The sequence below is a fragment of the Gracilibacillus halophilus YIM-C55.5 genome, from assembly GCF_000359605.1.
Taxonomy (GTDB): domain Bacteria; phylum Bacillota; class Bacilli; order Bacillales; family Amphibacillaceae; genus Gracilibacillus; species Gracilibacillus halophilus.
The window spans coordinates 31,040-54,203 of record NZ_APML01000024.1 but is presented as its reverse complement, the minus strand read 5'-3'; the positions used below and the strand labels follow the sequence as shown (position 1 = coordinate 54,203).

The following is a 23,164-nucleotide window of genomic DNA, read 5'->3' as shown; positions in this document are numbered from 1 at the left end:
GCAGCTATGATCACGAGAAAACAAGTGAATGCATGATTCATTTTTGTATGTTTCTCAATGAACCTGATGATCGGTAATAATATCAAAGTAAAGATACATGCAAGTACAAAAGGGAACAAATAGGTGAAAAGAATATAAATGAAGCAAAAAATTCCACTAACACTAGCAATGACAAGGATACTACGATAAACGTTTTGTTTGTTGACCAAAATGTATCTCCTTTCATTCACATGGATGAAAGTATGAATCTTTGTGATATGCCGGTTTGTTGTGATAGACTAAGGGTAAAATGATTTACTAAAAATGTATGACTTGTCCACTCGTTATATGTTTAAAATTAATCGTTTTCATTTACTAACTGATGATGTTTGTTTATAATAGGCGTGGGGATGTTCAAAAGGCGCTTGCTTTTGTGAAAAAGACTAGTTTGGAAGTGAACAAGCGAATCAAGGATAAGAAAAGGAGAGGAATGTTATGTCAGCAACGAAAGGGTTAGAAGGGGTAATTGCCGCAGAAACTTCGATTAGTTCTATCATTGATGACCAACTCACATATGTTGGTTACACGATCGATGATTTAGCAGAAAATGCAAGTTTCGAAGAAGTGATTTTCTTATTATGGAACAAACGACTACCAAACCAACAAGAACTTGATTCATTGAAGCAAGAGTTAACAGACAACATGGAATTACCACAGTCGGTGATTGATCATTTTAAGAGCTACGATATACATAATGTGCATCCAATGGCTGCTCTTAGAACAGCTATTTCGATGTTAGGCTTAGTTGATGAAGAATCTGATGATATGTCTGAAGAAGCAAACCGACGCAAATCCATCCGTTTACAAGCAAAAGTAGCTTCAGTTGTGACGGCGTTTTCACGTGTGCGTGATGGGAAAGATCCGATCGCACCGAAACAAGGATTAAGCTATGCAGCAAACTTTTTACGAATGTTAAAGGGTGAAGATCCGAGTCCGCTAGAAGAAGAAGCGATCAATAAAGCGCTTGTATTACATGCCGATCACGAATTAAATGCTTCCACTTTTACCTCTCGTGTTTGTGTGGCAACATTATCTGATATTTATTCCGGGATCACAGCAGCAATTAGTGCATTAAAAGGACCACTTCATGGTGGTGCAAATGAGCGTGTGATGAAAATGCTCACAGAAATCGGTGAAGTCGATAATGCGATTCCATATATCAAGGAAAAAATAAAAAATAAAGAAAAGATAATGGGCATGGGCACCGTGTTTATCGCAATGGTGATCCAAGAGCCAAGCATTTGAAAAAAATGTCGAAGGAATTAACGGCGCGTAACGGAATGGAAAAATGGTATAAAATGTCAGTGGAAATTGAAGAATTTATGAAAGCAGAAAAAGGCTTACCAGCGAATGTTGATTTCTATTCAGCTTCCGTGTACCATAGTTTAGGGATTCCACATGATTTATACACACCAATTTTTGCAATGAGTCGTTTTTCAGGTTGGATTGCACATATTTTAGAACAGTATGAACATAATCGCTTGATTCGACCACGTGCAGAATATGTGGGGCCGACAAATCAACGCTATACTGACGTAGAAAAGCGCTAATCATTTTCAATTAATGAAAATGTTTGCATATTTAGATAAATCATTTGAACAGGAGGAATGAAGTAATGGGTGAAAAGATTACAGTAGAAAATGGTGTTGTTCAAACACCTGATAAACCAATTATTCCATTTATCGAAGGGGATGGAACTGGGCCAGATATTTGGGCAGCTGCGAAACGTGTATTTGAAGGAGCAGTAGAAAAAGCATATAACGGTGAAAAAGGCATAGAATGGAAAGAAGTGCTTGCTGGCCAAAAAGCATATGACAAAACTGGTGAATGGTTGCCAGAAGAAACATTAGAAGTTATTCGTGACAACAAAATTGCGATTAAAGGACCACTTACGACACCGATTGGCGGTGGTATACGTTCATTAAACGTAGCTCTACGCCAAAAATTAGATTTATTCGCTTGTGTGCGTCCTGTACGTTGGTTTGATGGAGTCCCATCACCAGTAAAACGCCCACAAGATACAGATATGGTCATTTTCCGTGAGAACACTGAGGACATTTATGCTGGTATTGAATGGCAAGAAGGATCTGATGAAGTGAAGAAAGTGATTGATTTTCTTCAAAATGAAATGGGTGTTACTAATATTCGTTTCCCTGAAACTTCAGGACTTGGAGTAAAGCCTGTTTCAGAAGAAGGAACGAAACGTTTAGTGCGTTCTGCAATTGATTATGCCATAAAAGAAGGTCGTAAAAGTGTAACCCTTGTACATAAAGGAAATATTATGAAGTTCACCGAAGGTTCCTTTAAAAATTGGGGTTATGAATTAGCTGAAAAAGAATATGGTAATAAAGTATTTACTTGGGCTGAATGGGAGCGTATCGTAGAAAAAGATGGAAAAGATGCTGCCAATAAAGCACAAGATGAGGCAGAAAAAGCAGGTAAAATTATTGTAAAAGATGCCATAGCAGATATCTTTTTACAACAAATCCTAACTCGTCCGAAAGAGTTTGATGTTGTGGCTACGATGAATTTAAATGGTGACTATGTATCAGATGCACTCGCTGCACAAGTTGGTGGTATTGGCATTGCACCTGGAGCAAACATTAATTATGAATCAGGCCATGCTATCTTTGAAGCGACACATGGTACTGCACCGAAATATGCAGGAATGGATAAAGTTAATCCTTCTTCTGTTATCTTATCTGGTGTGCTCATGTTAGAACACTTAGGTTGGAGAGAAGCAGCCAATCTCATTTTAAACTCGATGGATAAAACGATTGGTTCAAAAGTAGTTACGTATGATTTCGCGCGTTTAATGGATGGTGCGACAGAAGTAAAAACTTCTGAATTTGCTGATGAATTAATTAAAAATATGGATTAAGGAGATGATCCTTCTTTTATGACAATTCACCGTCGAAAAGTTTCGGTAATCGGTGCTGGGTTTACAGGAGCAACGGCTGCATTCATGATTGCACAGAATGAACTTGCAGATGTCGTTTTAGTCGATCTACCCGATATGGAAGACTCGACGAAAGGAAAAGCATTAGACATGTTAGAAGCGAGTCCAGTTCAAGGATTTGATGCTCATATCATTGGTACATCAAATTATGAGGACATTGAAGGCTCAGATGTAGTTATTATTACAGCTGGTATCGCTAGGAAGCCAGGCATGAGCGTGATGACTTAGTGAGTACGAACGCTGGTATTATGAATACAATTACGAGAGATATCGTGAAATATTCACCGGATTGCACCATTATTGTATTAACCAATCCAGTAGATGCGATGACGTATGCAGTTTTCCAAGCATCTGGTTTTCCAAAACATCGCGTAATTGGGCAATCAGGCGTGTTGGATACATCTCGTTTCCGTACGTTTGTCGCACATGAGTTAAATGTATCTGTCAAAGATATTACTGGTTTTGTACTTGGTGGTCATGGTGACGATATGGTTCCGCTCATTCGATATTCATATGCAGGCGGTATTCCATTAGAAACGCTACTACCGAAAGATCGACTCGATGAGATTGTCGAACGGACTCGACAAGGTGGCGGTGAAATTGTCAGTTTATTAGGAGATGGAAGTGCGTATTATGCACCTGCCGCTTCCTTAATCCAGATGACGGAAGCCATTTTGAAAGATCAACGCCGCATTCTCCCTGCCATTGCTTATTTGGAAGGTGAATATGGCTATCATGATCTTTATCTAGGAGTTCCAACCATTCTTGGTGGCAATGGATTAGAAGAAGTGATTGAACTCCAATTAACGGCGGATGAAAAAGCACAATTGGATCAATCCGTTCAATCAGTAAAACATGTAATGAAAATTTTAGACGAGTAGAAGAAGATTCTCCATCATGGGGAATCTTTTTTATTATTCGATTGGCCACGTATTCAGCTGAGGTTCTGCTTGAGATGTTGCTTTCGAATCACTAAAGATTTTGTAGAAATATTTACGTCAAACAGAAAAACCAGAAGTAGCTGTTTGCATGAAAAATCAATATATGCTTCAAACAGTGGAATCGAAAGTAGTTGTTTGCATCGAATATGAATTTATGAGTCAAATCAGAAGCTAAAAAACGTCTGTTGGCATTGAATATTTATTTATCGTGCAAATAGTTGATTTGGCTGAAGCTGTTTGCACGATACACAAGATATCATGCTAATTACTGGAAAAACTCATAGTTCCCCCGTTTATTTTCTGGTACGTTGTAGCTTATTAGAGATTCGAATGATAACTCTTTTAAAAAATTTAATTCATTGTTAACTTTGTAAAGTAATTTTTACAATATTTTGATTTATTTATGCATAGAATCTATTCACATTAGATGATCGTACATGTATTATGAAAGTAATATAGATATTATAGATGGGGTGTTAGAATGGAAGAGAAAGTATTAATCGTTGATGATGAAGAATCAATCGTAACGTTAGTACAATATAATTTAGAAAGAGCTGGTTACGAGACAGATGTGGCTTATGATGGTTTAGATGCTCTAGAAAAAGCAACAACTGAACCTTTTGATTTCATTGTATTAGATTTAATGCTTCCTGGAATGGAAGGGACAGAAGTGTGTAAGTCGTTAAGACAAAAACAAATTGATACACCCATTTTGATGTTAACAGCCAAAGACGATGAATTTGATAAAGTTTTAGGACTAGAACTTGGAGCTGATGATTATTTAACTAAACCATTCAGTCCAAAAGAAGTTGTCGCTAGAACAAAAGCTATTTTACGTCGGACGAAACAGCGCGATACGTCCAATCCTTCAACTTACATAAAAATAGCTGATTTAATTGTTTATCCACAACAATACGAGGCAACCATAAAAGGCGAGGGTTTAACTTTTACGAGAAAGGAATTTGAACTTTTACATTATCTCGCCAAACATAAAGGAAAAGTACTTTCACGTGATCAATTATTAAGTGCGGTATGGAATTATGATTTTGTTGGAGACACTCGAATCGTCGATGTTCATGTTAGTCATTTGAGAGAGAAAATAGAGCCTGAAACGAAGCACCCTGTTTACATTAAAACAATTAGGGGATTAGGCTATAAAATGGAGGAGCCGTTTTAATGCGGAATAACAATTATCCAAACCTATTTCTCAGATATTTATTATTTATTATAGCTGTGTTCGGATTTGTTACAATGGTCATGATTCAATATACACAAGGTGATAATCGATTAATTGTGTTGGCTACACTCATTATCGCATTTATTGTCATCATCATATTAATTTATCATTTGTACGAAAACTATGTGAAACCTATGCGTTCGTCTATTGAAGTTACCAAACAACTAGCAAATGGGAAATATCATGCGAGAACATATATCCAGCCATCTGGAGAAGCGCAACAACTCAGTCAAGCCATAAATTTACTGGCTAAAAACTTGCAAGAAATGGCTATTCAAGAAAAAATGCAAGGCAGTCAGTGGAAAACTGTTATTGATAATATGGAAAGTGGCTTGATGTTAATCGATGAACGTGGTTATGTCCATTTAATTAATCGTAAATTTAAACATTTATTTGGTGACCAAAATGGCACGTACATCGGACATTTATATTATGATGTGCTTCCACAAACGAATATTCATCAAGTGGTTCAAGAAACATTTCTTTATGAAGAAAAAATCACTAACTCAGTAAAAATAGCTATTGATGGGGATGCTCATTATATCGAAATTGTTGGTGCGCCCGTTTTAACTGAAAAAAATGAACAGAATGGGGTTGTACTCGTTTTTCATGATATTACAGAATTAAAGCGCGTGGAAGAAATGAGAAAAGATTTTGTTGCAAATGTATCACATGAATTAAAGACACCCATCACTTCCATTCGTGGCTTTGCTGAAACAATCTTAGAAGATGATTTTGAGGATAAAGCAGTTGCACAACAATTCGTGAATATCATCTTGAAAGAAAGTACAAGGTTACAAGCACTAATACATGATTTATTAGAGTTATCAAAACTGGAAAAAGAAGAAATGAAACTCTCTCAAAAGCGTATTGATGTTGATGATTGGATATCTGGAATTATTACAATTGCTGAGCAACAAGCAGAACAAAAATCAATTCATTTTGAATCGTCAATTGAATCTGGGATCAGTTTTTATGGTGATCCAGACCATATGCAACAAGTGCTACTCAATTTAATGAATAATGCGATGAGTTATACCAAAGAAAATGGTGAAGTGTCATTATCCATTCGTGATGAAGCAAATGATATTGTCATTTCTGTTAGAGATACGGGAATTGGAATACCTGAAGAAGCTGTACAGCGTATTTTTGAACGTTTTTATCGTGTGGATCGTGCGAGGAGTCGTCATACAGGTGGTACAGGACTCGGGTTGGCCATTGTAAAGCATATTGTTGAAGCACATAATGGAAGAATCCATGTAGAAAGTACATTAAATGAAGGATCGACTTTTATCATTTATATACCGAAAAAACTGTGACCGCAGATAAAAAGGCATTATTCAGCCACTATGATCTCAGTAAGGGAACAATATATTTCCTTGTTCCCTTACACGAAATAGCTGTTTTATTGTTTTTTCAAGTGTTTGGTTATATTGAATTTGCGATGTTTACGAGTTCGCTTCGTAATTCTTCTTTATCTTCGCTGAAATTCCAAAGCACTACATTATATTCCTTTTTTTCATGAAACCAATGTAATTCTGCAGCGCGCACGTCCTCGTGATATTTAATAACCCCCGATAGGCCATCTGTCATTTGGATTTTATTAAAATCATTGCTATCAGAATATGTACTATAATATCTATCAAAATTTGCGACTGTATAACTCACGAATGGAATGGTCGGCTGTGTGATTGAATCTTCTTTCCAATTTGCATCTTCCTCAACCGAAGGATACCTAATGGATATGGCGATTCTTTCTTTGCTTTTTTTCCAACCCGTTATTTTTCCATTTTTGTGTGTTCATGATCAAATGGAACATAAGATGGATACTCCATGTCGAAAGTTATTGCTTCTTCTGCAATTTTCCTTTCAACTGGTGCATAAATTGTATGTATATCATTTTTCTCTACCGATAATTTTCCAGTATCCAATGCTATTTCATTAGATGTGCAAGCACTCATTAAGAGGAACATGAGTGCGCCGAAAACAATTTTTTTAGTCAAACTTATCCCTCTCTTTCGCATATATACTCGTTTTATTTTCCTTATATATACAACGCAGTCATTTTAATCTAAGTGTACCATAGGTTTTTATAGTTCTAAAGATTTCTAAATATATGAAACTTTTTGCTTAATTTCTTCGTAACTATAGTGAGATGGTCAAAGGGGGAAACAAGTTCATGACGGTAAAACAAATCTACCGCTGGGGAGCGATGGTTTTCGGCATTCTAGTTCTCGGTTTTATTGGACTAACAAGTTGGTATACCGTAGACGAATCGGAACAAGCGGTTGTGGCGACTTTTGGAAACGTAGATGAAAGTGTGACCGAACCAGGTTTACACTTCAAGCTTCCATGGCCGATTCAAGAAGTGGAAACACTTTCGAAAGAGACGTTTAGTTTGAACTTTGGTTACGATCAAGAACAACAGGAAGATGCTGATGTCGTTCGGATGATTACCGGTGATGAGAATATTTTGCAAGCCGATCTTGTCGTACAATGGAAAATCATCGAACCGGAAAAATACTTATATTATGCTGAAGATCCACAACAAGTGTTATACAATGCTACATCATCATCACTAAGAAGTATTATAGGCTCTTCTACCATTGATGAAGCGCTGACTGACGGGAAAGCGGAAATAGAAAATCAAGTGTTAGACTTACTCATATCACTTATGGAAGATTATGATGTTGGCATTTCCATTCTAGATGTAAAATTACAAGAAGTCGATTTACCCAATGAAGAAGTTCGAGAGGCTTTCATGAAAGTAACTGATGCTAGAGAGACGATGAATACGAAACAAAATGAAGCGAAAAAATATCGTAACCAACAAATCGAAGAAGCACAAGGGGAAAAGGATGCGATTATATCACGCGCTGAAGGGGACAAAGTCGAACGCATTGAAGAAGCACGAGGCGATGTGGCGTCATTTAATGCTTTATATGAATCTTATCAGAATGCTGAAGATGTGACCAGACAACGACTGGTATTAGAAACACTTGATGAAGTGTTACCGGATGCAAATATTTTTATTATGAATGACGATGGAGAAACCTTGAAATATTTACCGTTACAACAACAAACAACGACTGCAACGACACCACCGCAAACGGAATCCTCCGAAGAAAGTACACAAAGCAATGAAGACGAGGAGGAAGAGACAGATGAGTGATCAACAAACCTTTGAAATGAAAAAACTTTCACCAAAACAAATTCGAAAAATCATCAAAGTTGGTATTAGTTTACTTCTCATTACGGTGTTCATTGTTTTATTATTCAGTAGTATGTTTATTGTAAAAGAAGGTGAATATAAAGTTGTTCGGCAATTTGGTGAAGTGATACGAATAGAGGATCAACCTGGTTTGACATTTCGAATTCCTTTACTACATTCTGTAACAACACTTCCAAATAAGAAAATGGTGTATGATATTTCTGAGAGAGAAATCAATACATTAGATAAAAAGCGTATGATTATTGATAATTATGCTGTATGGGAAATTACTGCACCGGAAGACATGATTGCTAATGCACGTACGCAGATCGGTGCTGAATCTCGAATGGGTGAATTTATATTTTCAGTCATTCGTTCCGAATTAGGCTCAATGGAGTATGAAGAAATTATCAACGATGAAGGAAATACACGAGGCGATCTAAATCAGCGCGTAACAGAGCGTGTGAATACATTATTAGAAAGAGATCAGTATGGCATTCAAGTTGATGATGTTCGGATTAAGCGAACAGATTTACCTGATGAAAACGAGCAAGCTGTTTTCAATCGCATGATTTCAGAACGTGAAACGAAGGCGCAAGAGTATTTATCCCAAGGTGAAGCGGAAAAATCTCGAATTGTGGCACAAGCTGATCGAGAAGTTCAGGAAATGATTTCAAAGGCAAATGCAGAAGCAGCTGAAATTCGTGCAGAAGGTGAAAAGGAAGCAGCGACTATTTATAATGAGTCATTTCAACGTGATCAAGAATTCTACCAACTTTACCGAACGTTAGAATCTTATAAAAAGACCATTGACGATGAAACAACAATTGTCATTCCACAAGGTTCTCCATACGCCGATCTTTTATTAGGGTATACCCAATAATAGTAAGGACTCGTTAAACTTATGGTGAAGACTTTTCTTAATCATAGGCATCATTTCAATTCTAACGAAATGGTGCCTTTTTATATTCGAGTCAAAACGTGATAGAATAGGAAACAGTACATAGTGATTTACGGTTATTACCTGGGAAATAAAGGAGAAGTGAATATGACGAACAAATTAATTTTAATGGATGGAAACAGCATTGCTTACCGTGCCTTTTTTGCGTTGCCATTATTAAATAATGACAAAGGCGTTTATACAAATGCCGTCTATGGATTTACGCAAATGTTGCTACGAATTTTAGAAGAGGAACAACCGACACATTTGTTAGTGGCTTTTGATGCAGGAAAAACTACCTTCCGTCATGAAACCTATCAAGCGTATAAAGGTGGACGTGAGAAAACGCCGTCAGAGTTAAGTGAGCAGTTTCCTGTGTTAAAGGAGTTGTTGGATGCGTTCCAGATCAAGCATTATCAATTGGAAAATTATGAGGCGGATGACATTATTGGAACTCTTTCGAACCAGGCAAAACAAAAAGGATGGCAAGTCAAAGTCATTTCCGGTGATAAAGATCTACTTCAGCTTGTCGATGAGCAAGTTGATGTTCGAGTCACGAAAAAAGGGATTACGGACGTCAAAAATTATACGCCGTCAGTTTTAGAAGAAGAGCTAGAGATTCAACCAGATCAAGTGATTGATTTGAAAGCTTTGATGGGTGACCAATCAGACAATATTCCTGGAATTCCTGGTGTCGGCCAAAAAACGGCGATCAAATTATTAAAGCAACATCAAACAGTTGATCGTTTATATGACCATCTTGATGAAGTATCTGGTAAGAAATTAAAAGAAAAATTAGAAACTCATAAAGAAGACGCCTTTATGAGTAAAGAATTAGTTACCATTAATCAATCCTCACCGATTGAAGTCTCAATCGATGATGCTAGCTATTCGGGTGAAATAACACAAGAAGTAGCAACAATTTTTCGTGAATTAGGTTTTCAGTCATTATTAGGACGTATTGATATTGATACAGATGAAGAAAGCGAAGCCAATACGTTAACGGAGATCTCCTATCAAGTTGTAGACGAAATAACAGACAATATGTTTACAGGTGAAGAAGCGATTGAATTAGAAATATTAGATGAGAATTATCATACGGAATCCGTTGTAGGTTTATCGATTATTAATAAAAAAGGCAAATACTTTGCTCCAGTGTCAGTGATTGAAGGTTCTCGCCCCTTTCAAAAATGGGCAGAAGATGCTTCGATGAAAAAGTATGTGTTTGATGCGAAGAAGGTCACAGTGTTACTTCATCGTTTTGGAATCAAAATGCAAGGGATCGCATTTGATTTGTTGCTGGCTTCTTATTTAATTAATCCATCAGAAAACAATCATGATATCCCTTCGATCAGTCATCGTTTCGGTGAGCACCAAGTAAGATATGATGAAGAGGTGTATGGTAAAGGAGCAAAGAAAGGATTACCTGAGGAAGAACAAGTATGGCAGGAACATATCGTACGAAAAACGACGATGATTTTTCAGTTAGTCGATCGAATTGAACAAGAGCTAAAGCAAAACCAACAACTTGATTTGTTACGTGATTTAGAACTACCACTTGCGATCGTATTAGGCGAAATGGAAGCAACAGGCGTGCGTTTGGATCAGCAACGGTTAACGGAAATGGGTGATGAGTTAAAAGACCGCCTACAAGCCTTAGAAGAGGAAATACATCAGGATGCAGGTGAAACATTTAATGTCAATTCTCCGAAGCAATTAGGGCCCATTCTATTTGAAAAGTTAGAATTACCTGTTATTAAAAAGACGAAAACGGGCTATTCTACTTCAGCCGATGTGTTGGAACAATTACAAGGTAAACACCCAATTATTGAAAAATTACTACTTTATCGCCAATTGAAAAAATTAGATTCAACTTACATTGATGGATTATTACGTGTCGTACATGAAGATACCAGTAAAATTCATACCCGTTTTAATCAGGCGTTGACGCAAACAGGACGCTTAAGTTCAATCGATCCAAACTTGCAAAATATTCCGATTCGGATTGAAGAAGGCCGAAAGATTCGCCAAGCCTTTATCCCTTCTGAAAAAGGGTGGAAGATGCTTGCTGCTGATTACTCTCAAATCGAATTGCGAGTATTAGCACATATTGCTGATGATGAGAAGTTAAAAACCGCATTTCAAAATGATAAAGATATTCATACCCAAACCGCCATGGATGTATTTCATGTAACAGAAGATGAAGTCACTAGCAACATGCGTCGTCAAGCAAAAGCAGTCAATTTCGGTATTGTCTATGGAATCAGCGATTATGGGTTGTCACAAAATTTAGGTATTCCGCGTAAAGAAGCCAAAACATTTATCGATCGTTACCTCCAAAGTTATCCAGGTGTAAAAGAATACATGGATGACATTGTACAGCAGGCAAAACATGAAGGGTATGTGACAACGATTATGAAACGACGTCGTTATTTGCCTGATATTACGAGTCGTAATTTTAATATGCGTAGCTTTGCCGAACGAACGGCCATGAATACTCCAATCCAAGGAAGTGCAGCTGATATTATAAAACTCGCCATGATTGAGTTGGACCAAAGATTGAAGAATGAAAAACTACAAGCACGTATGTTGATGCAAGTGCATGACGAATTGATCTTAGAAGTACCAGAAAAAGAATTGGACACTTTACAACAAATGGTTGTAGAAGTCATGACAAATGCTGTCGATTTGCGTGTTCCCTTGACGGTTGATGTATCTTATGGTGAGACATGGTATGATGCGAAATAGAAAAGAGGGGAACGAAAAATGCCAGAACTGCCAGAAGTCGAAACAATCAAACAGACGTTACAACACTTGATTCAAGGAAAAACCATCACCAATGTTCATGTGCATTGGCCGAAAATCGTGCAACATCCTGATGATATAAGCGAATTTCAAACACTGCTCAAACATCAAACCATCCAGCAAATGCGTCGCAGAGGGAAAGTTTTGCTCTTTGATTTAACCGATGTCGTTTTGGTCTCACACTTACGAATGGAAGGAAAATATGGTGTTTTTGAACGCGATGAGCCGATAACACCGCATACACATGTGATTTTTGAGTTTGATGATCATACCGACCTTCGCTATAACGATGTCCGTAAATTCGGAACGATGCATGTCTATGCAAAAGGGACAGAAGAAGTCAATAAGCCATTAAGCCAACTAGCAAAAGACCCTTTAGAGGCTGCATTTGAGCCAGATCCTGTTGTAGAAAAAATACAAAAATCAAAACGTGCAATCAAAAATATTTTGTTGGACCAGACCGTAATGTCAGGTCTAGGCAATATTTATGTAGACGAAACATTGTTTTTAGCACATGTCCATCCGTTAACAAAAGGATGTGACCTATCAACAAAGCAAGTGGATGATGTATTAAAAGCAGCAATTACCACGCTACAAGACGCTGTGACACAAGGTGGAACGACAATTCGTTCATATGTGAATTCACAAGGACAAATGGGGATGTTCCAACAACAGTTACAGGTATATGGGCAAGATGGGAAACCGTGTTCCAATTGTCGCTCTGCTATTGAGAAAATAAAAGTGAATGGAAGAGGGACGCATTATTGCCCGACGTGTCAAATTCAAATCTAGTACGGCGGATACGCACATGTTAGCAAAATGATCCATATACTACCGTAAAAATGAATAAAGGAGCCCAATCACATGCTCTGGTTTGTTGCGGTAGCGATTAGCTTGGATAGTTTGTTTGTTGCGTTCACGTATGGGTTAAGAAATGTGCAGTTACCTTGGAAAGAAGTGATGAAGATTGCGGTCACGGTGGGTGCGGTCTTTGGCTTAGCTATGGTAAGCGGTAGTATGATTTCAATGGTAATTCCACTTGAATATTTGGAACGAATCAGTGGTCTATTATTACTAATTATCGGTTTTCTATTAGTAGTTTCCTGCTTGATAAAGCAAAACAAGCCATCGAATCATCGCTTGTCCACACTGATAAATATCATGAAAAAGCCTGTGAGTGCTGACTTTGATCAATCAGGTGAAATTAATGGCATGGAGGCCGTTTGGATTGGGATTGCTCTTTCTCTTGACTCTATTGGCGCTGGTATTAGTTTATCATTTATCGCGTCTCCCATTTTGTTTACTTCTTTTTTTGTATGTTTGATAACCGGTTGCTTTCTCATTATCGGTGTATCATTAGGTAAGTCATGTGCATATATCAAAGGGGTTCAGCGAATGTCTCTATTACCAGGATGTTTATTAATGTTAATTGGCGTTTGGAAAATCATCATTGTGTAAGATTCGTTAGATCGCGAAGGAGGGAAGTTAGATGATCATTGGATTAACAGGTAATATTGCTAGTGGTAAAAGCACGGTTAGTGAAATGTGTCAAAAGTGGCATATTCCAGTGATTGATGCCGATAAAATCGCTCATCAAATTGTTGAACCGCAAGAATTGGCATATCAACCGATCATTGATGCATTTGGTGAAGACATTGTAAAACAGGATGGCTGGATTGATCGAAAAAAGCTAGGACGCATTGTATTTGGTAATGATCAAGCGAGACAAACATTAAATCAAATTACACATCCTGCAATAAGAAAAAAAATGCAGGAACAAAAACAACAATTACTTGATCAAGGACATCGAGCCATTGTCCTTGATATTCCCTTATTATTTGAAAACCAGTTAACTTATATGGTCGATCGGACACTGGTTGTTTATACGGAACGATCGATACAATTACAGCGATTGATGGCGCGTAATCAATTCACTAAAGAAGAGGCAGAAAAACGGATGAATGCACAAATGGATCAAGAAAAGAAAAAAGAACGAGCAGATGCTGTTGTGGATAACAGTGGAACCATTGGCGAAACAGAAAAGCAATTAGTCGAAATCCTTCGCCAATGGGGAGTGACGATTTAAATGGTACGGATAGTTGAATGGAATGAAAAGGAGTTTTAAGATGAATACATTTGGTCGCCAAATGATTGCTGAGTTATGGTATTGCAATCGTCAATTGTTAGATGACCTTGATTCAATCAAAACAATGATGGTACAAGCAGCTGTAACAGCTGGTGCAGATGTTCGGGAAGTCGTGTTTCACCCTTTTGCACCACAAGGAGTAAGTGGTGTTGTTGTCATCTCAGAGTCACACCTCACGATACATACCTTTCCGGAACATGGTTATGCAAGCATCGATGTTTATACGTGTGGTGATAAGGTGAATCCACTGGTTGCTATTGAAACCATTCAAACACAATTGGAATCAAATGCATGTGAAACATTAGAGATTCCCCGTGGTATGGGACCAGTACACACTTTTAAACCAACAATGTAGACATCATGTGCAAGTCTAATTTTGGTTAGGGATCCGTTGACTGATGGGATTCTTCATATATATCGTTTTCTTAGGGGAAACATGTTAGAATAGTAGAAACACAAATACTATGATGTGGGGTGTGCGAGAAATGTCATTACGATCAACGATTAATAAGCATTTTAATAATCATTCCGAAACGAGAGATAAACACTCGGATCCAGCATTGCAAACGCATTATTTTAAAACAACGAAAGATAAAGCGATGCAACAATTAGAAGCAACGTTTCGTAACATGAAAGAAGCTCAAATTATAGCGGTATCAAAAGAGCATGGAGAGATTAGTTTTAATTATAAAGCGGGACGAAAAGTATTTGTTATCATGACTATTATCATGGTAAGGCCTTATCGTACCGCAATTGATATTTCTGCGACTACAGAATCAGCTATACCATTTGATTTGGGCTATAGTCATAAGTTAATTCCAAAATTATATGATACAATAAAGAAGGAACTCGATTTCATTGGAACATCTGCCGAATAATCAATAAATGAAGGACTGATATACATTGCGGTGTCCACATTGTCAATATAAAACGACAAAAGTACTCGATTCTCGACCCGTTGAAGATGGACGTTCGATTCGTCGACGGCGAGAATGTGAAGATTGCCATTTTCGTTTCACAACATTTGAACGAATTGAAGAAGTACCATTAATTGTTGTGAAAAAAGAAGGCACAAGAGAAGAATATAGTAGAGATAAATTAATGCGTGGGTTAATTCGCGCTTGTGAAAAGCGCCCTGTTGCCCTCGAGCAAATTGAAAATATCGCATTAGAAATAGAACGTGAACTAAGAAACAGAGGTACATCTGAAGTTACGAGTGATGAAATTGGCGAAATGGTTATGGATCGTCTAGTTGATGTAGATGAAGTAGCATACGTTCGCTTTGCTTCGGTATATCGACAATTTAAAGATTTAAGTGTGTTTTTGGACGAGCTGAAAGATTTAATCCGGTCTGACAAAGATCATTCGGAGTCACAACGTGAGGAATAGAAGGAGTAATCACTATGGAGTTAGGTGATATTGGTAAAATACTTCCATCAGAACCGTATACAGTAGACTTGCAAGAAGAGTTACCAGTAAGTTACACAAGTGTGTTAACTCACTTATATCAACCACTGATTGGATTAGAAGCGGTGATGTTATACCAAACATTATTTTCAGAATGGACATTGTCATCCAGTTCCTCCAGTTTACAAACCCATCATGCGTTAATGAGTTATTTAAGTATTCCTTTAGATCAAGTATACCGAGCAAGAAGAAAATTGGAAGGGATCGGTCTATTGCAAACCTTTGAACAAAATGATCAACAGGAAACATGGTATCATTATCGCCTCCTTCCACCACGTTCGGGTAAATTGTTCTTTGAAGATGACTTCTTAAACCACTTGCTTTATCACCAATTAGGTCACGATAAATATAGACAGGTAAAAAAACTTTTCCAACAACCGGTAATGACAAATGATCACCACCAAGAAACGACCGCACGTTTTGATGAAATATTTAGTGTAAAGGAAGAGTTACAGACACCTTCAGATCAAGGGGAACAGGTATTGTCATCAGATGACCAATTTATAAAAGTGGAACAACGCATTGATTTTGATTGGATCACTCAATTACTGAAACAGCGGATGCTACCTGAATATAAAATTTTAACGAAAGAGAATCGCCATTTTTTGAATCAGCTTGCTGTTGTTTATGATTTAACGAATCAGGAATTAGAAAAAGCGTTGTTATGGTCTCTTACAGAAGAAAATGAATTAAATAAACAAGAGTTTGAGGAAGCTTGTATTGACCTTTTCGAAGGGAAAGGCAAACAGTTTTCACTGAAGGCAGCAGGGGAGCGAGAAAAACTACCTGCAAAGCAAGAAAATGATCAAAAACAACCGAAGAATAAAGAAGAACAATTTATTGAGATGCTTGAAAATATATCACCGAAACAATTGCTAGAGGATCTAGCCGGCGGAACACAAGCTTCAACACAGGATCTAAAAATGGTGAGTGACATCATGACCAAACAAGGCCTAAATCCTGGTGTAATGAATGTACTTCTTCACTATGTCATGTTAAAGACTGATATGAAATTAACACGAAGCTATTTGGAAAAAATCGCGAGTCACTGGGCACGAAAAAATGTGAAGACCGTCAGACAAGCGATGACTTTAGCAAAATCTGAAAATAAAAAATACCAGCAGTGGACGCAATCCACCAATCGAAACAATTACAAGTCGAAAAAAGATATTGTTCCTGATTGGTATAAGCAGCAAAAGCAAAATAGTAAGGAAAGTAACCAGTCGTCTCATCAAGAAACAGAAGAAGAACGAAAACAAAAGGCGATGGAAGCAGATGCAATGCTGGAAGAATATTTACAACAACAAGCAAATGATGAGTAAGGATGATACCAATGGAACCCATTCAATCCGCTTTGAAAAACTGGATGAAATCAAATCAAACATTCCAGCATCACTATCAAGAGATACGTAAGCAAATTTTAGCTGATCCGTCGATTAAAAAAATATTACGCGACCACATTGAACTAGACGAAACGGATATTAATCGCCATTTAATGAAATTATACGAATATCAACAAGCGTCTAAAGATTGTGAGAAGTGTGAATGCTTGGAGGCTTGTCAAAATATTCTGCCAGGTTTCACACCGCATATAGAGGTTGAGGGAAAAGATATATCGATTCGCTATGAAAAATGTAAAAATAAACGGCATAATGAAGCGCAGAAAGAAAAGGAATCCTTAATTCAAAGCTTGTATATGCCAAAACAAATCAAACAAGCACAATTACAAGATATGGATGCATCGAGCTATGAACGAAAACAACTCGTGAAAGAAATCATTGAATTTGTACAAGGACACGCTAAGAATCGTTTCCAAAAAGGATTATATATTCATGGTCCGTTTGGTACGGGGAAAAGTTATGTATTAGGTGTCATAGCTAACGAATTAAAGAACCGTAATGTTCCCACGGCGATCATTTATATGCCAGAATTAGTACGCGAAATGAAGGCATCGATTAAAGATGATTCTCTACAAAGTAAAATGCAACACTTTAAAGAAGTAGAGGTGTTAATGTTTGATGATATAGGTGCTGAATCGATCTCACCATGGTTTCGTGATGAAGTTTTAGGCGCCATATTACAATATCGTATGATGGAAGAGTTACCCGTATTCTTTACATCCAATTACAACTTGGAACAGTTAGAAACCCATCTGTCCACAACAAATCGCGGGGATACAGAGACGATTAAAGCCGGGCGCATTATTGAACGAATCACACAAGTCAGTAAACCTATTGAACTCGTCAATCGTTACCGAGAAGATTGATCAAATGTTAGGGGTAATGGGCACATGACTGAATCAAATGTTTAATTTCGAAGGTATAGGTTATTTTTTGACTGAATCACCCATATAATATACCAGTTTGATGGTAATGAGGGTGATTCGATTTGTTAGAAGTTCATTTTGAGTATAAAAGGGAAGCAAAAACATTTTTTGAGTTAGCGCATCACGAATCAGACATGATGAAACCTCAGTGGAAAAGAAGCATGACGCATACGGTTTTTGTTGAACGACTTGAAACAGTCGCTGAAGATGATTTCATACGGAGCATTGCGAAATTATTTAGTCAACTTTATATTACACACAGGGAAACAACAACAATTCGTTCGATTTTACAGAAGAAATATTATTTTACGAATGAAGCAGAAATCGAAAAAATAAGTACGATTGCTCGATCTTTATTGGAAAAAGATGAATACTTTTATGAAGATCGTATTCATCAACACGAATTACGTGACATCTTAGTTGAAATTTTTTTATTACATGTGGAACCACCAGTGATTCGATTTGATTCGATTATTTATTTTCGCTTGCATCATTATTTAGAACAGCTTACTGACATGGTTGGACTAGCTATTGATGAATTCAAACGAGAAGAAGAATACCAATCCTTCGTCCATACGTTACGTGAATTTGTGTTGCGAAAGCATCCGAATGAAGAAGTTGTTCATGTGGTGCAAGGAGATATTTTTCAAATTTACAATGATGATGGTGTACTTTATCATCGAGAGAAACTTAATGAGTTACTCGATCAATTTCCTTTGTTTATTTTTGGATTACAGGAAAATGAATGGAATATAGCGCCACTCATTGCATTAGCACCTAATCATATTTATATGTATGGTGATGATCCGTCAGAGCCACATACACATACGGTAATGAATATATTTCAAGAGAACTTATCTTTTTATCCTTTTGCGTATTTTCCTTTTTTCCAACAAAATCAAAAACAATCTTGATTTTTTTACGAATCATCGTTATAATGTTTTGCGTAATCAGTTGTTTTATATTGTGTAAAATCATATTTTTTATAGCGTAGAAGAGGACAAGGTCGCATGCACGGAGTTCTTGCAGAGAGGGAAGTCGAGGCTGAGAGCTTCCTGGACGACCACATACGATCACCACCTCTGAGTCTGCTTATGAATGCAAGAAGAGTTACTAGTAAGCAGCGATTGATCTCGTTAACGATCACGAATGAGAAGCACAATTTGTGTGAAACTGGGTGGAACCACGGGTAAAACGCTCGTCCCTTTACGATGTAGAGGGATGGGCGTTTTTTGTTTAAAAGAAGTATACGTAGAGTTCGTTGTAATGGGAGCCATTTGCAAGATTTTATCTAAGAACAGAGCGAGTATCTATGAATCATAACAGGTAAAGGAGCGGTCAAAATGGAACAAATTCAGATTACGTTTCCTGATGGGAATGTGAAAGGTTTTGAAGCAGGGACTACCGGAGAAGATATTGCGTTCTCGATTTCCCCTGGATTAAAGAAACAAGCATTAGCGATTCAGCTCGATGATACATTGTTTGATTTGCGTACACCGTTACATCAAAATGGTGCGATTCAAATTATTACCGCTAAAGACGAAAAAGGGCTGGATATATTGCGCCATTCTACGGCACACCTAATGGCACAAGCAATAAAACACTTGTATGGTAATGTGAAATTAGGTGTGGGGCCAACCATTGAAGATGGTTTTTATTATGATATTGATATGGAAGAAACGATTACGCCAGAAGATCTCCCGCGCATTGAGAAAGAAATGAGGCGTATCGTGGATGAGAACTTACCAATTGTCCGTAAAGAAGTAACACGAGAAGAAGCTAAACGGATTTATGAAGAAATTGGCGATGAATTAAAGCTTGAACTTCTAGACGATATTCCAGAAGGTGAGACGGTTACGATTTATGAACAAGGTGAATTCTTCGATCTATGCCGAGGGGTTCATGTGCCACAAACCAGTAAGTTAAAAGTATTTCAGTTACTAAATATTTCAGGAGCATACTGGCGTGGAGATAGTAATAATAAAATGTTGCAGCGGGTATATGGAACAGCCTTTGCAAAACAAAGTGATTTAGACGAATACTTACGTTTGCGCGAAGAAGCAAAAGAACGTGATCATCGTAAATTAGGAAAAGAACTAGATATTTTCACTGTTTCACAAAAAGTGGGACAAGGTTTGCCACTTTGGTTACCAAATGGTGCAACGATCCGCCGTACGATTGAACGTTATATCGTCGACATTGAAGAGCGATTAGGTTACGATCACGTGTATACACCAGTATTGGGAAGTAAAGAACTATACAAAACAAGTGGCCATTGGGATCATTATTCAGATGATATGTTCCCAACAATGGAAATGGATAATGAAGACTTAGTGTTGCGTCCGATGAACTGTCCGCATCATATGATGGTGTATAAAAATCAATTGCACAGTTACCGAGATTTACCGGTGCGTATCGCAGAACTGGGGATGATGCATCGTCATGAAATGTCAGGTGCTTTGGCAGGTCTGCAGCGTGTTCGTGCGATGACATTGAATGATGCACATATATTTGCGCGACCTGATCAATTACAAGATGAATTCACTCGTGCAGTTAAACTGATTCGCAATGTCTATCAAGATTTTGGCATTAACGATTATTATTTCCGTTTATCTTATCGTGACCCAGAGGATAAGGAAAAATATATCGACAATGATGAAATGTGGGAAAAAGCTCAAAGCATGCTGAAAAGTACGATGGAAGAGATGGAACTGGAATTTGTTGAAGCTGAAGGCGAAGCGGCATTCTATGGTCCAAAACTCGATGTGCAAGTAAAGACAGCTTTAGGAAAAGACGAGACACTCTCAACGGTACAACTCGATTTCCTTTTACCTGAACGGTTTGATTTAACGTATATAGGTGAAGATGGTCAAGAGCATCGCCCGGTAGTTATTCACCGCGGTGTTGTTTCAACGATGGAACGCTTTGTTGCTTTCTTAATCGAGGAATATAAGGGAGCGTTCCCAACATGGTTAGCACCTGTACAAGCACGTGTCATACCGGTGTCTGCCGATGTGCACATGGATTATGCGCAAAAGGTAGAAGAGGATTTACGCTTGGCTGGTGTTCGAGTGGAAGTTGACAAACGCGATGAGAAAATTGGCTATAAAATCCGTGAAGCGCAAACTGCGAAAATACCGTATGCGTTAATTGTCGGTGATAAGGAAGTTGAAGCAGGAGCAGTTAATGTTCGTCGTTACGGGGAAAAAGATTCTGATACCCAATCATTCGATTCATTTAAAGACACCATTGTACGTGAAATAAACGAAAAGCAGTTACGTCATCCGTCTTAATCAAACATTTGATGTTGACGATATGTCTGTATCATGGTAATATACGGAGAGTGAAATTAAATATGATCCTAAGACAAGTAGAAGCACCCGCTTCTCACCTGATTGACACAGTCGATGTAGTTAACAGGTATATGTTTTCCGACGTATTCGTAATGAAATGAAGACAGGTGTGGGTGCAGTATGTGCATTCACACCTTTTTTGTATGTCAATCAGTTATTGTTCATTGATAACTTGTCGAAGTTGATCATGTTTCATTACGCTTTTAACAAATTTCGGAGGTGGCTGACTATTAGCAAAGAAATGAACGTCAATGAGAGTATTCGAGCAAAAGAAGTTCGACTCATTGATTCAAATGGGGATCAATTAGGCGTAAAATCTCGTCAAGAAGCGTTAGACATTGCTCAAACAAGAAACTTAGATCTTGTACTGGTAGCTCCAAAGGCAAAACCACCAGTATGTCGTATCATGGATTACGGCAAGTATCGTTTTGAGCAACAAAAGAAAGAAAAAGAGGCACGTAAAAAACAGAAAGTCATCAATGTCAAAGAAGTGCGTTTAAGTCCAAGTATTGAAGAACATGATTTCAATACCAAGTTACGTAATGCACGTAAATTCTTGACAAAAGGTGATAAAGTGAAAGTTGCGATTCGCTTCCGTGGACGTGCGATTACCCATAAGGATTTAGGTCAAAAAGTATTAGAACGTATGGCTGAGGAATGCAATGATGTCTCAACGATAGAGCAGAAAGCAAAAATGGAAGGTCGTAATATGTTCATGATGCTTGCACCTGTTAATGAAAAGAAATAGCACGTAGTATGTGTTTAAGAACTGAAGGAGGAATAACGAATGCCAAAAATGAAGACTCATAAATCATCTGCTAAACGATTTAAAAAAACAGGTAACGGACGTGTGAAACGTTCACACGCATATACGAGCCACTTGTTTCGAAACAAGTCGCAAAAACAAAAGCGTAATTTACGCAAACCTGATTTTGTATCTTCTGCAGATTACAAGCGTATCAAGCAAATGTTGCCAAAAGATTAATAAAACAGATTCGTTGATATATAGGAGGGAATATTATGGCACGTGTTAAAGGTGGAACAGTTACACGTCAACGTCGTAAACGTATATTAAAACTAGCAAAAGGCTATTATGGTTCGAAACATGCGCTATTTAAACAAGCAAAACAACAAGTGATGAAATCTGGTCAGTATGCGTATCGTGACCGTCGTCAGAAAAAACGTAATTTCCGTAGATTATGGATTGCACGTATTAATGCAGCGGCACGCATGAATGACATTTCTTATAGTCGCTTAATGCACGGTTTGAAGTTAGCTGGTGTGGAAGTGAACCGTAAGATGCTAGCTGATCTAGCGATTAATGATGAGAATGGCTTTGCTCAACTTGCTGATCAAGCGAAACAAGCATTAAAATAAACCGTGGCTAAAGAGAAAGGATTGTTTCAGTAGATGAAGCAATCCTTTTTTTGACCGATTTTTTCTAGCTGAAGATGAGAGGTGTTTTATTGGTAGATGTAATGTTAATTTATCTAATTGTCATCAGTTTTTTAGCGTTTCTATTGATGGGGATGGATAAATATAAAGCAGTTAAAGGAAAATGGCGAATTCCTGAAAAAAAGATATGGTTATGTTCGCTCGTTGGTGGAGCGTGGGGTTCAACAATTGGGATGTATGCATTTCGTCATAAAATCAATCATCAAATCTTTCGGTGGGGATTACCGTTCATGGCGATTCTTCAATTGGTTCTCTTTTGGAAACTGTCATAATGGCTCGTCTCAT

General features: G+C 37.6%; 21 protein-coding genes, 2 pseudogenes and 1 other annotated feature. Of the genes and pseudogenes, 22 read left to right on the top strand and 1 reads right to left on the bottom strand.

Features of this window, described 5'->3' with window-relative positions; translation table 11 throughout:
• Window positions 1–474 precede the first annotated feature (474 nt).
• The 5 genes and pseudogenes from citZ to pnpS all read left to right on the top strand — a co-directional run bounded on the left by citZ (window position 475) and on the right by pnpS (window position 6,495).
• Window positions 475–1,589 (top strand): annotated as a pseudogene (gene citZ / locus J416_RS07340) (citrate synthase).
• Window positions 1,590–1,654: 65 nt separating this feature from the next.
• Window positions 1,655–2,920 (top strand): NADP-dependent isocitrate dehydrogenase, encoded by a 1,266-nt coding sequence (icd, locus tag J416_RS07335; RefSeq protein ID WP_003467689.1) that lies wholly within the window; start codon window positions 1,655–1,657, stop codon window positions 2,918–2,920.
• 18 nt (window positions 2,921–2,938) lie between these two features.
• Window positions 2,939–3,879 (top strand): annotated as a pseudogene (gene mdh / locus J416_RS07330) (malate dehydrogenase).
• 541 nt (window positions 3,880–4,420) lie between these two features.
• Window positions 4,421–5,116: a response regulator transcription factor gene (locus J416_RS07325; protein ID WP_003467681.1), complete on the top strand. Its 696-nt coding sequence runs from the start codon at window positions 4,421–4,423 to the stop codon at window positions 5,114–5,116.
• Window positions 5,116–6,495: a two-component system histidine kinase PnpS gene (gene pnpS / locus J416_RS07320; protein ID WP_003467677.1), complete on the top strand. Its 1,380-nt coding sequence runs from the start codon at window positions 5,116–5,118 to the stop codon at window positions 6,493–6,495. Before J416_RS07325 ends, pnpS begins: the two co-directional genes overlap by 1 nt.
• A 459-nt stretch (window positions 6,496–6,954) precedes the next feature.
• Here pnpS and J416_RS07310 read toward each other — a convergent pair whose 3' ends face one another.
• On the bottom strand, window positions 6,955–7,179 hold the full coding sequence (locus J416_RS07310) for a hypothetical protein (RefSeq protein WP_003467675.1): 225 nt from the start codon (window positions 7,177–7,179) through the stop codon (window positions 6,955–6,957).
• Window positions 7,180–7,355: 176 nt separating this feature from the next.
• Here J416_RS07310 and hflK point away from each other — a divergent pair, with 176 nt between their 5' ends.
• From hflK to J416_RS07220, 17 genes are all read left to right on the top strand, one after another.
• Window positions 7,356–8,348: an FtsH protease activity modulator HflK gene (gene hflK, locus J416_RS07305; RefSeq protein ID WP_003467673.1), complete on the top strand. Its 993-nt coding sequence runs from the start codon at window positions 7,356–7,358 to the stop codon at window positions 8,346–8,348.
• Window positions 8,341–9,270: a protease modulator HflC gene (gene hflC / locus J416_RS07300; protein WP_003467672.1), complete on the top strand. Its 930-nt coding sequence runs from the start codon at window positions 8,341–8,343 to the stop codon at window positions 9,268–9,270. Before hflK ends, hflC begins: the two co-directional genes overlap by 8 nt.
• Before the next feature lie 165 nt (window positions 9,271–9,435).
• A complete protein-coding gene (polA, locus tag J416_RS07295; protein ID WP_003467670.1) occupies window positions 9,436–12,075 on the top strand; it encodes a DNA polymerase I in 2,640 nt (879 codons plus the stop codon).
• Between the two features lie 18 nt (window positions 12,076–12,093).
• Window positions 12,094–12,924, top strand: a complete 831-nt coding sequence (gene mutM, locus J416_RS07290; protein ID WP_003467668.1) for a DNA-formamidopyrimidine glycosylase — start codon at window positions 12,094–12,096, stop codon at window positions 12,922–12,924.
• 72 nt (window positions 12,925–12,996) lie between these two features.
• A complete protein-coding gene (gene ytaF / locus J416_RS07285) occupies window positions 12,997–13,590 on the top strand; it encodes a sporulation membrane protein YtaF (protein WP_003467623.1) in 594 nt (197 codons plus the stop codon).
• A gap of 31 nt (window positions 13,591–13,621) precedes the next feature.
• Window positions 13,622–14,218, top strand: a complete 597-nt coding sequence (coaE, locus tag J416_RS07280) for a dephospho-CoA kinase (RefSeq protein WP_003467621.1) — start codon at window positions 13,622–13,624, stop codon at window positions 14,216–14,218.
• Between the two features lie 40 nt (window positions 14,219–14,258).
• A complete protein-coding gene (gene speD, locus J416_RS07275) occupies window positions 14,259–14,633 on the top strand; it encodes an adenosylmethionine decarboxylase (protein WP_003467619.1) in 375 nt (124 codons plus the stop codon).
• Between the two features lie 130 nt (window positions 14,634–14,763).
• Complete coding sequence (locus tag J416_RS07270; RefSeq protein ID WP_003467616.1) at window positions 14,764–15,156, top strand: hypothetical protein; 393 nt, start codon at window positions 14,764–14,766, stop codon at window positions 15,154–15,156.
• A 25-nt stretch (window positions 15,157–15,181) separates the two neighbouring features.
• Window positions 15,182–15,667 (top strand): transcriptional regulator NrdR, encoded by a 486-nt coding sequence (nrdR, locus tag J416_RS07265; protein WP_003467613.1) that lies wholly within the window; start codon window positions 15,182–15,184, stop codon window positions 15,665–15,667.
• A gap of 14 nt (window positions 15,668–15,681) precedes the next feature.
• On the top strand, window positions 15,682–17,067 hold the full coding sequence (locus J416_RS07260) for a replication initiation and membrane attachment family protein (protein ID WP_003467611.1): 1,386 nt from the start codon (window positions 15,682–15,684) through the stop codon (window positions 17,065–17,067).
• A gap of 11 nt (window positions 17,068–17,078) precedes the next feature.
• Entirely contained in the window at window positions 17,079–18,011 is a 933-nt protein-coding gene (gene dnaI / locus J416_RS07255; protein ID WP_003467610.1) for a primosomal protein DnaI, read from the top strand.
• A 122-nt stretch (window positions 18,012–18,133) separates the two neighbouring features.
• A complete protein-coding gene (ytxC, locus tag J416_RS07250) occupies window positions 18,134–18,985 on the top strand; it encodes a sporulation protein YtxC (RefSeq protein WP_003467609.1) in 852 nt (283 codons plus the stop codon).
• Between the two features lie 429 nt (window positions 18,986–19,414).
• Entirely contained in the window at window positions 19,415–21,364 is a 1,950-nt protein-coding gene (gene thrS / locus J416_RS07240; protein WP_003467605.1) for a threonine--tRNA ligase, read from the top strand.
• Between the two features lie 69 nt (window positions 21,365–21,433).
• Window positions 21,434–21,570 (top strand) — a sequence feature (ribosomal protein L20 leader region).
• Between the two features lie 95 nt (window positions 21,571–21,665).
• Window positions 21,666–22,172, top strand: coding sequence for a translation initiation factor IF-3 (gene infC / locus J416_RS07235; protein ID WP_003467594.1), 507 nt, complete (start codon window positions 21,666–21,668; stop codon window positions 22,170–22,172).
• A 39-nt stretch (window positions 22,173–22,211) separates the two neighbouring features.
• The gene (gene rpmI, locus J416_RS07230; protein WP_003467592.1) at window positions 22,212–22,409 is read left to right on the top strand and encodes a 50S ribosomal protein L35; all 198 of its coding nucleotides are present in this window, start codon (window positions 22,212–22,214) and stop codon (window positions 22,407–22,409) included.
• 35 nt (window positions 22,410–22,444) lie between these two features.
• The gene (rplT, locus tag J416_RS07225) at window positions 22,445–22,801 is read left to right on the top strand and encodes a 50S ribosomal protein L20 (protein ID WP_003467589.1); all 357 of its coding nucleotides are present in this window, start codon (window positions 22,445–22,447) and stop codon (window positions 22,799–22,801) included.
• Between the two features lie 89 nt (window positions 22,802–22,890).
• Entirely contained in the window at window positions 22,891–23,151 is a 261-nt protein-coding gene (locus J416_RS07220; protein ID WP_003467586.1) for a DUF1294 domain-containing protein, read from the top strand.
• Window positions 23,152–23,164: the final 13 nt, after the last annotated feature.